We start from the raw sequence: 14,801 nt of genomic DNA, 5'->3' as shown, positions 1-14,801 counted from the left end.
TACAATCAAGTGGAAAACTTTAGCGAACTTGAACGCGATATTGTGTGAAAATAGGCATGCTGAGTTTTATGTTGTAACTCTCTATTAATTCAGAATAAATATTATAAAATGCTATGAACTCCTTAATTATTTTTACGAAAAGATAACCTACTTTATAAAGTATAAAATGAGGGTAGTTAACAATAATTTTTTATTGCTCGTTATTCTAAATGATTGCTGTATTTAAGAATATTGTTTGGGTTATTTAACTTTTTTATTTTTAGTTAATAATTATTGGTTGATGGTAGAGAGTTCTCAATTATTTTTAAAAAAATAACCAATAATCAATTTTAAAAAATATAAATTTGCTACATTAGAAATGTATAAATAGTTCCGATTTCAATTTAATCATATGATGAGTAAATCAAAGAAAAGGTAAAAATTTATTAGAGCTAAAATTGATGTTAATACTAATTTATTAGCCGTAACAACAAAGTTAACAAGTTAAATAAAATAATCTGAGGGAAGGTAGAGTTAGCTTTAAATTAGCTTTTCAGTTCTTCTTTTTGTGAACGCCCCAATAATGACATGGCTGCCTGTTTTGGATCTTTGTGTTCGTAAAGCACTTTATAGATTTGCTCTGTGATAGGCATATCAACATGATATTTTTGCGCTAATGTCCAAACTTCTTTAGTATTTCGACAACCTTCAACCACTTGAGCGATGATATCTTGCGCTTCTTTAATCGATTTGTTTTGACCCAGTAAAATACCAAAGCGACGATTCCGTGACTGATTATCGGTACATGTCAGTACCAAATCTCCTAATCCAGCCATACCCATAAAGGTGACAGGATCAGCACCCAGAGCTTCGCCTAAACGCATCATTTCGGCTAGTCCGCGTGTAATTAAAGCGGTTCTTGCATTGGAGCCAAAACCTAGTCCATCCGATAAACCAGCACCAATGGCAATAACATTTTTTACGGCACCACCGAGTTGAACGCCGATAAAGTCTTTGCTGCTATAAACACGAAATGATTTACTACAATGAAATAAATTTTGTAGTTCAGTTAAAAATTTTTCATCGGTGGACGCAACGGTAACGGCTGTTGGTAAACCTGATGCGACTTCCTTAGCAAAAGTTGGACCTGAAATTACTGCTAATGGGATCTTGTTCCCCAGCACTTCTCGTGCAACATCTTGTAATAATCGCCCCGTATCTACTTCAAGGCCTTTAGTGGCCCAAACGATTTTGCTGTCTTTTCTTAAAAACGGTTTAATTTGTTTAAGAATGCTGCCAAAAACGTGGCTAGGAACAACGATTAATAAAATAGGTGAAGCAGCGACGGCGGTTTGTAGATCTGCTTCAATCTGTAATTGGTCAGGAAAAGGAATATCCGGTAAAAACTGTCTATTTTGTCTATCATGCTGCAATATAGCCATTTTATCTGGGTTGTGCCCCCATAATAAGGTAGAGTGACCATTTCGTGCCAGTAATATCGCCAGCGAAGTTCCATAAGAACCTGCACCAATAACTGTCACTGCAGCATTTTTATTCATAAACAATCCACTAAACTTTGTTAATTAATCTAACAATTATTGTATAGTTTCAGAAGCTTTATTTTGAGCTTCTTGCTCTTGCTGTTGTAAATAGTTAATGAACAACGCTTCAAAATTTACGGGTTCTAAATTAAGTTGCGGGAAAGTTCCTTTATTCACTAAACTTGAAATAACTTCACGTGCATAAGGGAATAAAATATTAGGGCAATAAGCACCAACACAGTGTCGAATTTGTGCCTCGTCAAATCCAATAAGTGAGAAAATACCTGATTGAGTGACTTCACAAATATACACAACTTCTTCTTGTTGTTTAACTGTTACGGTAACACGTAAAGAAACTTCATGTACTTCATCACTTAATGCTTGTGATGCTGAATTTAGTTCTAAATTCATTTCCGGTTGCCATTGTTTTGTGAAAATTTCTGGCACGTTGTTAGTTTCAAATGAAACATCTTTGATATAAATACGTTGAATCGCAAATTGTGTTTCTGGTTGTTGTGTATTGTTTTGTTCAGTCATGATAAAACCTTATTTTAAAATTATATTATTTTCTAACTAATGGTAAGTTTTCGCCGTTCCATCCAGCAATACCATCTTTTAATGTAAATACATGCAAAAAACCCTGTTTGACTAATACTTCACCGATGCTTGCTGATGTTAAGCCATTGTCATCAACCACAATGATGATATTTTCTTTGAATTTATCAATAGTTTTCGCGCTGGCATTTTTAATATCGATGGGTAATATGTTGTGGGATTCAGTAATGTGCCCTTTTTTGAAGCTATCAGCTGAGCGAATATCAACAATAACTGCGTTTTGATTGTTCATCATATTGATCGCTTGCGCGTTATTAATTATTTTCACTTTTGATAGTTTACTTTTCACGGTTAACACAATGATTGCAACAAATAACACAATCCAACCTAATGAAAGTAAAAGGTGATTTTTGATAAAAGGTATAATTTCGATCGTAACAAAGTCCATACTTTTATGATTACCTAGTTTTATAAAAAATAAGTTAAGATTATAACGATATTGTCTACTGAAATATAGACCTAAAGGGAGAAATCTTATTTTAAGTTGATAAGATCTAAAGAATATTAAAGGAAAAATCTGTGATATTAAAAAGAGTTATTTTGTTATTATGCCTTTTATTGGCTGTCATTCCTTCCGTTTTCGCCGACAATTCAACAAAGAATTCCCCCCTTATTAACCTAGCAGACGGTAATCAAACTGAACCTCTACTATTTGATCCAAATTTAACATGTCGTGATTTTTTTCTGGAGATTGATGCTAATGCACCTGATTATTTTCAATATCATGATTGTCAAATACAAGATGAAGGTCAAACATGGCCGATAACAGTAATTTATAAAGTTGACGGTAAATATGCTAAGCAAGCCCACCAATATTTGATAAAAACTATGGGAATGGGGGATCTGAAATATTTATGCTGTTATTGGGAACAACAAAATCCAGTAATGATTGTTAATCCAAAGGATAACTTATTATATGAGGTGTCGTTTTCTTCAGGCGAAACACTCAAACGTGATTGGGATGAAACGACTTTTTATTTAACCATAACCGGTTTTCGAAAATACGATATTTAAATCGATAGCACCTTTTAACAAATTAATGATGTTCTAGTTCAGTAAAAATGTAGCATAAGTAACTTTATGTTACATTTTGGTGCGTTATTTTGGTGCCTTATGCATTATTTTGGTGCATTAATGTTATTTTTTGCTATTATCTAACCAATAACAACCATGCAAAAATAGTGGTTAACAAATTGGCATCATATTTGCATATCATTTAATAAATAGGCAAATCGGCCTTTAAACTGAACACTTATATTATATGTCCTTAATGGAGAAGCTACATGTCTACACAAAAAGTTTTAACGCTAATAAAAGAAAACGATGTTAAGTTTGTTGATTTACGTTTCACTGATACTAAAGGTAAAGAACAACACGTTACCATTCCAGTTAGTCAAATCGACGCTGATTTTTTTGAAGATGGTAAAATGTTTGATGGCTCTTCCATTGCTGGTTGGAAAGGGATTAACGAATCAGATATGGTGTTAATGCCAGATGCATCAAGCGCAGTGATTGATCCATTTTTTGAAGATGTAACATTAAATATTCGTTGTGACGTTTTAGAACCAGCAACTTTACAAGGTTATGACCGAGACCCTCGCTCAATTGCTAAACGAGCTGAAGAGTTTTTAAAATCATCAGGTATTGCTGATACGGTTATTTTTGGACCAGAACCTGAATTCTTCTTATTTGATGATGTGCGTTTCGGATCGCCAATGTCTGGTAGTTTTGTACATATCGATGATATCGAAGCTGCTTGGAACTCAGGTACTAAATACGAAGAAGGTAATAAAGGTCACCGTCCTGGTGTTAAAGGTGGTTACTTCCCACTTCCACCGGTTGATTCATCACAAGATATTCGTTCAGAAATGTGTTTAATCATGGAACAACTTGGTTTAGTGGTTGAAGCACATCACCATGAAGTTGCAACAGCGGGTCAGAATGAGATTGCTTGCCGTTTCAACACATTAACTAAAAAAGCTGACGAAGTTCAAATCTATAAATATGTTGTCCAAAATGTTGCTCATGCTTATGGTAAAACTGCAACATTTATGCCTAAACCAATGTTTGGTGATAACGGCTCTGGTATGCACTGTCACCAATCGCTTGCTAAAGATGGCGTAAACCTTTTTGCTGGTGATAAATATGCAGGCCTTTCTGAAATGGCGTTATTCTATATTGGTGGTATTATCAAACATGCTAAAGCGATCAATGCCTTTGCTAACCCAGCAACTAACTCTTATAAACGTTTAGTACCAGGTTATGAAGCACCAGTTATGCTTGCCTATTCTGCGCGTAACCGTTCTGCATCAATTCGTATCCCTGTAGTTACTAGCCCTAAAGCGCGTCGTATTGAAGTTCGCTTCCCAGATCCAGCGGGTAACCCATACTTATCATTCGCAGCACAATTAATGGCTGGTTTAGATGGGATTATCAATAAGATTCATCCAGGTGATGCGATGGATAAAAACTTATATGACTTACCACCAGAAGAGTCTAAATTAATCCCACAAGTTGCAGGTTCACTTGAAGAAGCGCTAAATGCTTTAGATGCCGATCGTGAATTCTTAACTCGTGGTAATGTGTTTACTAATGACACTATTGATGCCTATATTGAATTAAAACGCCAAGATGTTGATCGTGTACGTATGACTCCACATCCGGTTGAATTTGAATTGTACTATAGCCTATAAGTCATTAATTTACTATTTGAAGCGTTAACCACCGCTGTTTGGCGGTGGTATCTAAAGAGAACGAGGTGCCTACGATGACTTTTGATAATGAATCTGATGCGAATCTTGTTCTCGACTCAATGATAACTAATATTTTATTGCTTGATAAAAAACTCAATATTGTTTACGCCAATACGGCGGCACAACAGTTACTTGCCCAAAGTTCGAAAAAAATATTAGATAGTTATCTTCCTGATTTATTGGGGTATTTTTCACTAGACCTTGAATTGATGCAAAATGCCTTAGAACAAAACCAAGGTTTTACTGATAGTGAAGTAAATTTAGTAATAAACAATGAATTGCATATTTTATCACTTACGGCGCAATTATTGGCGAATGGTCGCATTTTGATCGAAATGGCACCATTGAATAGTCACAAAAAATTAAGCCAAGAGCAATTACAGCAAGCGCAACAGAATGCAGCGCGTGAACTCGTTCGTGGACTAGCGCATGAAATTAAAAATCCATTAGGCGGGCTTAGAGGTGCAGCACAATTGTTATCGCGTGAACTGCCTAAAAATGAGTTGCAAGATTACACACAAATTATTATTGAACAAGCAGATAGATTAAGAAATCTTGTTGATAGATTATTAGGTCCGCAACAAAGGTTACAGCAAACACAGCAGAATATTCACCAGGCCATAGAGCGAATTTATGCCCTTTTATGTTTAGAAAAACCATCAAATGTTAAAATTATACGCGATTATGATCCTAGTTTGCCGGAACTGGTACATGACTCCGAGCAGATCGAACAAGTAGTTTTGAATATCGTCCGTAATGCGATACAAGCGATTGGTTCAAAAGTCGGTACTATCACGATTAGAACGCGAACAGCATTTCAGGTCACTTTACATGGTCAGCGTTACCGACTTTGTGCGCGTATTGATATTGAAGATAATGGCCCCGGGGTTCCAGTGCATATTCAAGATACGTTGTTTTATCCGATGGTCAGTGGTTATGAAGGTGGCAATGGTATAGGGTTATCGATAGCGCATAATATTATCGATCAGCACCATGGTAAAATTGAGTTTAATAGTTGGCCAGGACACACTGAGTTTTCTATCTATTTGCCAATCAAACAATGAGGTTAATTAAAATGAATGTTTGGATTGTTGATGATGATAGTTCGATTAGATGGGTGCTAGAAAAAGCACTTACCAATGCGCATTTTAATTGCATCAGCTTTTCAAGTGGTCAAGAAGTGATTGATGCTTTAGTTAATCATCCGCAAAAACCCTCCGTTATATTATCCGACATTAAAATGCCGGGGATCGATGGGTTATCTTTACTTAATTATATCAAAGAGCAAATGCCCAATTTGCCAGTGATTATTATGACGGCTCATTCGGATCTTGATGCAGCGGTGAATGCTTATCAAAAAGGGGCTTATGACTATATTCCTAAGCCTTTTGATGTCGATGAAGTCATTCAACTAGTCGAACGGGCTATTTCACACAATCAAAGCAATAAACCGAGTAATCCTTCTAGCAATAAAGCCTCTACGGGTATTATTGGTGAAGCCCCCTCAATGCAGGAAGTATTTCGTATTATTGGTCGACTTTCCAAATCATCTATTAGTGTGTTAATTAATGGTGAATCTGGGACAGGTAAGGAGTTAGTGGCCAAAGCACTGCATACTCATAGTCCACGTTCGCATTCTCCTTTTATTGCACTTAATATGGCGGCTATACCTAAGGATTTAATTGAATCTGAACTGTTTGGTCATGAAAAAGGTGCATTTACTGGTGCCGCCCAAATCAGGCACGGTCGTTTTGAGCAAGCCAACGGTGGAACCCTGTTTCTAGATGAAATTGGTGATATGCCGTTAGATGTACAAACGCGATTATTAAGAGTGCTTGCTGACGGCCAATTTTATCGAATTGGTGGATATTCACCGGTTAAGGTAGATGTACGTATTATTGCCGCAACTCATCAGGATCTTCAAGCAAGAGTAAGAGAGGGTAAATTTAGAGAAGATTTATTCCATCGTTTAAATGTTATTCGTATTTTATTACCACCACTACGAGATAGATCACAAGATATTCCCAAACTGGCTGAACATTTTTTACGTACCACAGCTAAAGAGTTAGGAGTGGAAAGTAAAGTACTAAGTCCTGATGCACTTAATCTGTTATGTATGTTTAATTGGCCGGGCAATGTTAGACAATTGGAAAATGTCTGCCGTTGGGTCACCGTGATGTCGTCAAACAATGAAATTTTTGTTCAAGATTTGCCACCCGAACTATTACAGTCATCTGTAACTGCTACAGGGGTTAATTATGATATAAGTACCAATTCTCAAATATTACCAGAAGCCGATTGGAAAGTGATGCTAGAGCAGTGGGCTAAGCAAGCATTATTAGCCGGTCAAACGGGGATATTGACACAAACTGTTACTGATGTTGAACGGATTTTATTGAAATGTGCGCTTAATTTTACTCGTGGTCATAAACAAGATGCAGCTAATCTTTTAGGTTGGGGGCGAAATACTTTAACTAGAAAGCTTAAAGAGATAACTGACTCACCTAAAAATGGGCATTAATTGATATAAAATTGCTCAACAATCAGCCATAAATTTAACCTTATAAGCTGATATTTTTATCAGCTTATTTAACATTGATTTGTTTTGTTTATCAAACTTTACCAAAGTTTATTAAAGTTCATTGAACACTTATTTATTTTTAGTTACAATTCAGTGCAAATGATAATTATTCTATTTATCATTTGCGCGCTTTTGGACTAAGCTAATAATTAGGAGTTACAATGTTTTCATCTATTAAAGTTAAATTTTTAGTATTACTGACCGCTTTATTTGCCTTGGCTGGTTGTGATGATAAAAAAGAAGCACCTGCCGCTGATAAAACATCAATAACAGTTGAACATTCTCAAGGTAAAACCGACGTTCCTGAGAATCCAAAAAAAGTGGTGGTATTTAATACTGCAACACTCGATATTATTGATGCATTAAATATTCCTGTTACCGCGGTTCCTCAATCTGATGTACATTTCCCAGAGTTTTTATCTAAATATGCCGATAAAACTTATACCAATGTCGGTACTTTATTCGAACCAAATTATGAAGTCTTAAGTTCATTACAACCGGATGTCATTATTGCCGGTGGGCGTGCCAATGATGTTTATAAAAAATTAAGCGATATTGCACCGACAATTTCACTTGATATTGATCCTAATAATTTTGTGGCTAGCTTAACCGAGCGTACTGAACAGTTAGGTACTATTTTTGTTAAACAAGCAGAGGCGAAAAAATTAATTGATGACTTTAATCAAAAAATTGAAGGCTTAAAATCAAAAACTAGCACTGCGGGAACAGCTCTAGTGATTATGGTTAATGGCGGTAAAATGTCAGCTTATGGCCCTAAATCACGTTTTGGCTTTATTTTTGATGTGTTAGGATTTGAACCTGCAGCAATATTCCAAGAAGCGGGGCGTCATGGTAATGCTGTCACTTCTGAATTTGTGTTAAGCGTTAATCCACAATGGTTATTTGTGCTTGATCGAGATAATGCAATTGGCAATAAAGAAGCGCAATCTGCACAACAAGTTTTAGATAATGAATTGATTCAAAAAACCGATGCATGGCAACAAAACCACATTGTATATTTAGATTCTACTTCTATGTATATCTCAGGTGGTATTCAAACTTATAGTCGTTTGATGGATCAAATTAGTGATGTATTACAGAAAACATCAGCTAATTAATCCAAACCATGTCTAAAACGGTTTACTTTATTGCAGGCATTGTTGTTTTATTCGCAATGGCTGCATTAAGCCTTTTTATTGGTGCTGGTCATGTCACGTTAGCCGATTTATGGTCTGATAGTAATATGCGACAGATCTTCTTTGTTAGCCGAGTGCCTAGAACGGTGGCATTACTATTAGCCGGTAGCGCAATGAGCGTGGCAGGCTTAATTATGCAACTACTTACCCAAAATCGATTCGTGGAACCCTCACTAGTTGGCACTACTCAATCAGCCAGCCTTGGCTTATTAGTGATGATGGTACTGGCGCCTGGTGCAAGTGTGATGATGAAAATGGTGGTAGCTAGCTTATTTGCTATGGCTGGTACGATGCTATTTATGTTCATCTCGCGAAAAATCATCTTTAAATCTGCGTTGATGGTGCCCCTTATTGGCATCATGCTTGGCGCAGTAATTAGTGCAATTTGTACTTTTTTTGCCATGTATTTTGATTTATTGCAATCACTTGGTGGTTGGGAATCGGGTGACTTTTCCGGTATTTTGCAAGGTCGCTATGAATTATTATGGTTAGTCGGTGCTATTACCTTACTTGCTTGTTGGAGTGCTGATCGCTTTACAGTTGTCGGTTTAGGGCGAGACTTCTCAGTCAATGTTGGTCTTAATTATAATCAAGTAATGTTAACCGGTTTGGTGGTAATTGCGTTGATAGGCGGGATAGTGGTTGTGGTTGTTGGCGTCTTGCCATTTCTAGGATTAATTGTCCCCAATATTGTTAGTTTATTATTTGGTGATAATGTTCGCAAAACTATTCCTTGGATCTGTTTATTTGGTAGTGGACTTGTTTTGTTATGCGATATCATTGGACGAGTGATCCGTTATCCATTCGAAATTCCTGTCAGTGTTATTCTTGGTGTAGTTGGGGCTGTTATTTTTTTAGTGTTGTTGAGTAAAAAACGCCATGCGAGTTAATCAAAAACGCCATATTTCTAGTCGAAAAACTGTACTACTATTACTGGCTATTGCCACTTTTTGTGTTATTTTTTTTATGACATTTAATTTGAAAGGTAATATTAGCTACATTCTGACACATCGTGTTTGGATCGCGTTAACCATGATTTTAGTCGCCTTTTCCGCGGCAACTTCGACATTGCTTTTTCAAACCGTTACCAATAATCGAATTTTAACGCCTTCAATAATGGGTTTTGAGTCGTTGTTTGTGTTGATTCAAACTGTAGTGATATTTTTTATTGATGCACAAGGCATTCCTTATATTGGCATAGTCGGTAAATTCATCTTTGAGTCATTACTATTGATTTTATTTTCTCTTTTTTTGTATCGTGGATTATTTACCAAACTTAAACAGAATCTGCACTTAGTGTTATTAATTGGTATTATCTTAGGAACACTATTCAGAAGCTTTTCTAATTTGTTACAACGATTAATGACACCAACTGAATTTGCAGTGTTACAAAGTCGAATATTTGCAACTTTTACTCGCGCTGAACCGGTATTAATTGTCTTTTCATTAGTTATCGCCACTGCAATTGGTCTATTTTTATGGCGAATGCGATTTCGGTTCGATGTATTAGCCTTAGGACGAGATAATGCGATTAATCTTGGTATCGATTATCAAAAAAGTGTCACCATTATTTTATTATTGGTCTCGGTATTAGTTTCAATATCGACCGCATTAGTAGGACCATTTACGTTTTTAGGCCTACTTATTGCCAATTTAGCTTATAGTATAAGTGGATCAAGCCAACATCGTTTTTTATTGCCAACAGCATTTTTGTTAGGAGTTATATTCCTTGTCGGTGGACAGATGTTTTTAGAGCATGTTTTAAATATGGTCGGGGCACTATCCATTGTAATTGAATTTATTGGTGGTTCATTGTTCATCTTCTTAATTTTGAAAAAGGTACCGATGTGATAAAAATTGATAATGTTAGTAAAAAATATCAAACCATACCGGTTTTAAAAAATGTGAATGCAACCATATCCCAAGGTGGTGTTACCGCCATCATCGGTCCAAATGGTGCCGGTAAGTCGACATTATTATCAATTATTAGTCGTTTATTATTGGCAGATGAAGGACAAGTGAAAATTCAGAATATGGATGTGGTTAATACCCCGAGTGACAAACTGGCTACCTACTTATCGGTATTAAGACAAGAGAACCGTTTTACAAGCCGATTAACTGTTTTTGAACTCGTCGGCTTTGGCCGTTATCCCTATTCAAAAGGGCGATTAAATCAAGACGATTTAGCGCATATTCATCGAGCACTCGAATTCTTAAATCTTACAGAATATAAAGATCGCTTTTTAGATGAGCTTTCTGGTGGACAACGCCAACGAGCTTATGTTGCCATGGTGTTATGTCAAGATACTGATTATGTATTACTTGATGAGCCATTAAATAACCTCGATATGAAACACGCCGTCGCCATGATGAAACAGTTACGTCGAGCCGCCGATGAGCTTGGCAAAACAATTGTTATTGTTATTCATGATATTAATTTTGCTTCCGTTTATTCAGATTATATTTTAGCGATGAAAGATGGCCAGCTTGTTTATCAAGGCAGCCCCAAAAAAATTATGAATTCTGCCATTTTAGAAGAGATTTTTGATACACCGGTAAAAATAGAAAATATTCATAATCAAAATATCGCTATTTATTATTAATAACTGATTTCCTTTAATTGAAAGGATTTAGATGCACACTAAATCCTTTTTTGCTTACAATTCCTCAAGTTATAGGATTATTAACTCAAAATGATAACTTTGTTTACATTTAATTTAGGTTCAGGTTAAATAACTGATAATTTTTTATTGAGATATATTCATGAAGTTAGAACAAATTGCACTGTTAGCTGGCGTGTCAAGAACAACCGCAAGCTACGTAATAAATGGTAAAGCTAAACATTACCGAGTTAGCGATAAAACAGTTGAAAAAGTGATGGCGGTGGTAAACAAGTATAATTATCAACCTAATGCTGTCGCAGCAGGATTAAGAGCAGGTAAAACACGAACAATTGGTATTATTATCCCCGATCTTGAAAATATAAGTTATACCCGAATTGCTAACTATTTAGAGCAATTGGTAAGAAAAGAGGGTTATCAGTTATTACTTTCGTGTTCTGAAGATAATCCTGAAATTGAAAAAGAGTGTGTTAAACATTTAAAACAACGTCGAGTTGATGCGTTAATTATCTCTTCTTCATTTGTTGCCGACTCAGATTATGCTTTTTATAACGGTTGGCAAAACAGTGATACTCCGTTGTTTGCTCTTGATAGAACATTATCTGCCTCAGAATTTAGAAATGTTGTTGGCTCAGATAAAGAAGATGCTGAAATGTTAGCGAAAGCATTTTATCAATGTGTTAATGGAACAGTGGCTTATATTGGGGCATTACCTAATTTGTCTGTTAGCCAGCTTCGCATGAAAGGTTTTAAAGAAATCGCTTTGAAGCATGGCAATAAAGTTGATTTTTTGTGTGCAAATAATTATAGTCGTCGCGATGCCGAAGCTACTTTTAGTCAATGGTTAGCGAATAATGATCTACCTAGTGGTATTTTTTCTACTTCTTTTTCTCTATTACAAGGTACTATTGATGCAATATTGAAAAAGTTTGGTCATTTACCTGATAATTTAACCATTGCCACTTTTGGTGATAACGAGTTACTTGATTTTTTACCTTGTAAATTGATTGCGCTTTCCCAAGATCATAAATCAGTATCAGAAGTAACCATTAAATTATTATTAGATAGTTTGCATAATAAGAATTATCAACCAGGTACAACCGTTATTCCTCGCCACTTGATTTATCGAGGTAATCTGAATCGAAAAATTGCTAAAAAGTCAAATTAAATAGTTATAAAAGTAGTTAAGTTGAGTTAAAAAGCAGATCTAGATCACATTTTAGGAATTAATAGATATAATTTAATTGATAATTAGGTTTTTTATATTCATTATTGCTGAAACGATTCAATATGATTCAATAACGATTGTGGGATTGCTGAGTTGTTTTTTAGTAGACCCAACATTATAACCCAGAGGTATTTATTATATGTTTCATTTAGTTAAAGAAGATATTCATTTAAATGAACAAGCAACTAACAAGACTGAGGCAATTAAGAAAATTGCTGCAGCATTAACTAGTGCTGGTTTTGTCGCAGAAGGCTATGTTGATGGTATGCTTGAACGTGAAGGTCAGGCGGCAACCTATTTAGGTATTGGTATTGCCATACCTCATGGTACCCCGAAAACCCGTCATTTAGTTAAAAAAACCGGTGTTCAAGTTTTCTGTTTTCCTCAAGGTGTCGAGTGGGGGGATGATGGTGAAAAAGCCTATCTGGCTATCGGTATTGCGGCAAGTTCTGATGAGCATTTAGAGTTGCTTCGCCAATTAACACATGTTCTTGGTGCCGATGGCGTTGAAGAACGAATCAAAAAAATTCAAACAGCAGACGAAGCTTTGGCTATTCTGACTGGTAAAGAAAGTGTTGAAGATAGTCAATTTGCAATTGATGCATCTTCATTATTATTGGATATCCAAGCCGATAGTTTAGCAACACTACAAGCTTTGAATGCTTCACGTTTAAAACAACACAATGCGATTAACGCTAACTTTATTGCGAATGTACTGGATAATAAACCAAATTATTTAGGTAATGGCGTATGGTTAAATGATAGTCGCGAAGGTAACTTAAAAAATGCGATTGCTATCAGCCGTACGATAAATGATTTTAATCAAGATGGCAAACCGGTTAAGCTTCTTATTACTATTTCGGCTGTTGATGATAGTGTGTCAACTATCGCCAATAATATTGCAGCGTTAGTTTATAACAAAAAATTAGCACAATTAATTTCAGCAAATAGTGATGATTTTAATAACCTACTTTTATCAGGAACTCAGTCGGTATCATCTGAAAAATCAGAAGCGGCCACTGTAAATGCAACTGCTAGCGCAACATCTAATAGTAATGACGGAGAGTTAAGTCGCGTATTTGTTATTCCGAATGAAAATGGCTTACACACTCGTCCATCATCAGTTCTTGTTAAATTGGTAAAAGAGTTCAATAGTAAAGTGACTGTAGCTAATCTTGATGGTAAAAATGAACCAGTTAGTGCAACCAGTTTAATGAAAATTGTCGCATTAGGTGCAAAAAAAGGTAGTCGTTTACAATTCACTGCGGTTGGTGATGATGCCGAGCAAGTATTAGATGCAATCGGTAAGGCTATTGAAAGCGGCTTAGGTGAGGGTGCTTAATCATGACTTATCGTGTTGCAACTATTACTCTAAATCCCGCTTATGATCTATTAGGGTTTTGTCCTAAAGTTGAACTTGGTGACGTGAATTTAGTTCAAACTAATGCGTTACTTGCAGCAGGTAAAGGTATCAATGTTGCTAAAGTATTATCCGATCTCGGTATTAAATTAACGGTGGGAGGCTTTTTAGGCAGAGAAAATCGTGATGGTTTTAATTTACTGTTTGAATCATTAAATGTTGTTGATAAATTTCAAACCATTGATGGACGTACTCGGATTAACGTTAAATTAACTGAAGAAAATAGTGATGTAACCGACCTAAATTTTTCAGGTTTTACTATTAGTGATCAAGATTGGCAAACCTTTGTCACCAATTCGCTAGAATGGTTAAAAGAGATAGATATGGTCGCCATTAGTGGCAGTTTACCCGCTGGAGTGTCTCTGGAAAAATTTACAGAATGGATGAAACAAGTTAAAGCAATTTGTCCTAAAGTCGTATTTGATAGTAGTCGTGAGGCTTTAGTCGCAGGGCTTAAAGCTAAACCTTGGTTAATAAAACCTAATGATAAAGAGCTTGAAATGTGGGTGGGTAGAAAACTATCCACATTATCAGAAATAAAAACTGCAGCCATGGAACTTATCGATGGTGGGGTAGAAAACGTAGTCATTTCACTAGGAAGTAAAGGTGCTTTATGGGTAACTAAACATGAAGCATGGTTAGCTAAACCACCTAAATGTAAGGTGGTAAGCACAGTTGGTGCTGGAGATTCAATGGTCGGTGGATTAATGTATGGTTTATTAACGAATCAGTCAATTAAAGACACCTTAGTATTTGCATCAAGTGTTGCCGCTTTATCAGTTGGACAAGCTGGTGTTGGTGTGTCAGACCGTCAAGCGGTTACCGACATGTCAAAAAAAATTGAAATAATCGCGGGATAGGAGCGTT

The 14,801-nt window shown here is 35.9% G+C and carries 14 protein-coding genes; 11 read left to right on the top strand and 3 right to left on the bottom strand.

Annotated features, from left to right (window positions below):
* Positions 1–524: 524 nt before the first annotated feature.
* Genes gpsA through DKK79_RS11700 form a run of 3 tightly spaced genes read right to left on the bottom strand, consistent with a single transcriptional unit; the run spans position 525 to position 2,523 of the window.
* Positions 525–1,538, bottom strand: a complete 1,014-nt coding sequence (gpsA, locus tag DKK79_RS11710; RefSeq protein WP_034883173.1) for an NAD(P)H-dependent glycerol-3-phosphate dehydrogenase — start codon at positions 1,536–1,538, stop codon at positions 525–527.
* 36 nt (positions 1,539–1,574) lie between these two features.
* The gene (secB, locus tag DKK79_RS11705; protein WP_034883175.1) at positions 1,575–2,057 is read right to left on the bottom strand and encodes a protein-export chaperone SecB; all 483 of its coding nucleotides are present in this window, start codon (positions 2,055–2,057) and stop codon (positions 1,575–1,577) included.
* Between the two features lie 25 nt (positions 2,058–2,082).
* A complete protein-coding gene (locus tag DKK79_RS11700) occupies positions 2,083–2,523 on the bottom strand; it encodes a rhodanese-like domain-containing protein (RefSeq protein ID WP_110424242.1) in 441 nt (146 codons plus the stop codon).
* Positions 2,524–2,654: 131 nt separating this feature from the next.
* Between DKK79_RS11700 and DKK79_RS11695 the strand changes: the two genes are divergently transcribed.
* The 11 genes from DKK79_RS11695 to fruK all read left to right on the top strand — a co-directional run bounded on the left by DKK79_RS11695 (position 2,655) and on the right by fruK (position 14,794).
* Positions 2,655–3,149 (top strand): DUF4952 domain-containing protein, encoded by a 495-nt coding sequence (locus tag DKK79_RS11695; protein WP_181415315.1) that lies wholly within the window; start codon positions 2,655–2,657, stop codon positions 3,147–3,149.
* Positions 3,150–3,418: 269 nt separating this feature from the next.
* A complete protein-coding gene (gene glnA / locus DKK79_RS11690) occupies positions 3,419–4,828 on the top strand; it encodes a glutamate--ammonia ligase (RefSeq protein ID WP_034883178.1) in 1,410 nt (469 codons plus the stop codon).
* Positions 4,829–4,902: 74 nt separating this feature from the next.
* Positions 4,903–5,952 carry a nitrogen regulation protein NR(II) gene (glnL, locus tag DKK79_RS11685; protein WP_110424240.1) on the top strand — a complete coding sequence of 350 codons (1,050 nt, stop codon included), beginning with the start codon at positions 4,903–4,905 and terminating at the stop codon, positions 5,950–5,952.
* An 11-nt stretch (positions 5,953–5,963) separates the two neighbouring features.
* A complete protein-coding gene (gene glnG, locus DKK79_RS11680; RefSeq protein ID WP_220019255.1) occupies positions 5,964–7,409 on the top strand; it encodes a nitrogen regulation protein NR(I) in 1,446 nt (481 codons plus the stop codon).
* Positions 7,410–7,630: 221 nt separating this feature from the next.
* Positions 7,631–8,587: a siderophore ABC transporter substrate-binding protein gene (locus DKK79_RS11675; protein ID WP_110424238.1), complete on the top strand. Its 957-nt coding sequence runs from the start codon at positions 7,631–7,633 to the stop codon at positions 8,585–8,587.
* Positions 8,588–8,595: 8 nt separating this feature from the next.
* A complete protein-coding gene (locus DKK79_RS11670) occupies positions 8,596–9,555 on the top strand; it encodes an ABC transporter permease (RefSeq protein WP_110424237.1) in 960 nt (319 codons plus the stop codon).
* Positions 9,545–10,516, top strand: coding sequence for an iron chelate uptake ABC transporter family permease subunit (locus DKK79_RS11665; RefSeq protein WP_110424236.1), 972 nt, complete (start codon positions 9,545–9,547; stop codon positions 10,514–10,516). Before DKK79_RS11670 ends, DKK79_RS11665 begins: the two co-directional genes overlap by 11 nt.
* The gene (locus DKK79_RS11660; RefSeq protein ID WP_110424235.1) at positions 10,513–11,268 is read left to right on the top strand and encodes an iron ABC transporter ATP-binding protein; all 756 of its coding nucleotides are present in this window, start codon (positions 10,513–10,515) and stop codon (positions 11,266–11,268) included. Before DKK79_RS11665 ends, DKK79_RS11660 begins: the two co-directional genes overlap by 4 nt.
* A gap of 160 nt (positions 11,269–11,428) precedes the next feature.
* Positions 11,429–12,454 (top strand): catabolite repressor/activator, encoded by a 1,026-nt coding sequence (gene cra / locus DKK79_RS11655; protein WP_110424234.1) that lies wholly within the window; start codon positions 11,429–11,431, stop codon positions 12,452–12,454.
* A gap of 199 nt (positions 12,455–12,653) precedes the next feature.
* On the top strand, positions 12,654–13,856 hold the full coding sequence (gene fruB / locus DKK79_RS11650; protein ID WP_110424233.1) for a fused PTS fructose transporter subunit IIA/HPr protein: 1,203 nt from the start codon (positions 12,654–12,656) through the stop codon (positions 13,854–13,856).
* Between the two features lie 2 nt (positions 13,857–13,858).
* A complete protein-coding gene (fruK, locus tag DKK79_RS11645) occupies positions 13,859–14,794 on the top strand; it encodes a 1-phosphofructokinase (RefSeq protein WP_034883192.1) in 936 nt (311 codons plus the stop codon).
* Positions 14,795–14,801: the final 7 nt, after the last annotated feature.

Source organism: Gilliamella apicola (assembly GCF_003202915.1).
Classification (GTDB): domain Bacteria; phylum Pseudomonadota; class Gammaproteobacteria; order Enterobacterales; family Orbaceae; genus Gilliamella; species Gilliamella apicola_Q.
This window is presented reverse-complemented; position numbering and strand designations above follow the sequence as displayed.

Coding starts and splice junctions, on each gene's coding strand:
- gpsA (WP_034883173.1), bottom strand. CDS start 1,538: ATGAATAAAAATGCTGCAGTGACAGTTATTGGTGCAGGTTCTTATGGA.
- secB (WP_034883175.1), bottom strand. CDS start 2,057: ATGACTGAACAAAACAATACACAACAACCAGAAACACAATTTGCGATT.
- DKK79_RS11700 (WP_110424242.1), bottom strand. CDS start 2,523: ATGGACTTTGTTACGATCGAAATTATACCTTTTATCAAAAATCACCTT.
- glnA (WP_034883178.1), top strand. CDS start 3,419: ATGTCTACACAAAAAGTTTTAACGCTAATAAAAGAAAACGATGTTAAG.
- glnL (WP_110424240.1), top strand. CDS start 4,903: ATGACTTTTGATAATGAATCTGATGCGAATCTTGTTCTCGACTCAATG.
- glnG (WP_220019255.1), top strand. CDS start 5,964: ATGAATGTTTGGATTGTTGATGATGATAGTTCGATTAGATGGGTGCTA.
- DKK79_RS11675 (WP_110424238.1), top strand. CDS start 7,631: ATGTTTTCATCTATTAAAGTTAAATTTTTAGTATTACTGACCGCTTTA.
- DKK79_RS11670 (WP_110424237.1), top strand. CDS start 8,596: ATGTCTAAAACGGTTTACTTTATTGCAGGCATTGTTGTTTTATTCGCA.
- DKK79_RS11665 (WP_110424236.1), top strand. CDS start 9,545: ATGCGAGTTAATCAAAAACGCCATATTTCTAGTCGAAAAACTGTACTA.
- cra (WP_110424234.1), top strand. CDS start 11,429: ATGAAGTTAGAACAAATTGCACTGTTAGCTGGCGTGTCAAGAACAACC.
- fruB (WP_110424233.1), top strand. CDS start 12,654: ATGTTTCATTTAGTTAAAGAAGATATTCATTTAAATGAACAAGCAACT.
- fruK (WP_034883192.1), top strand. CDS start 13,859: ATGACTTATCGTGTTGCAACTATTACTCTAAATCCCGCTTATGATCTA.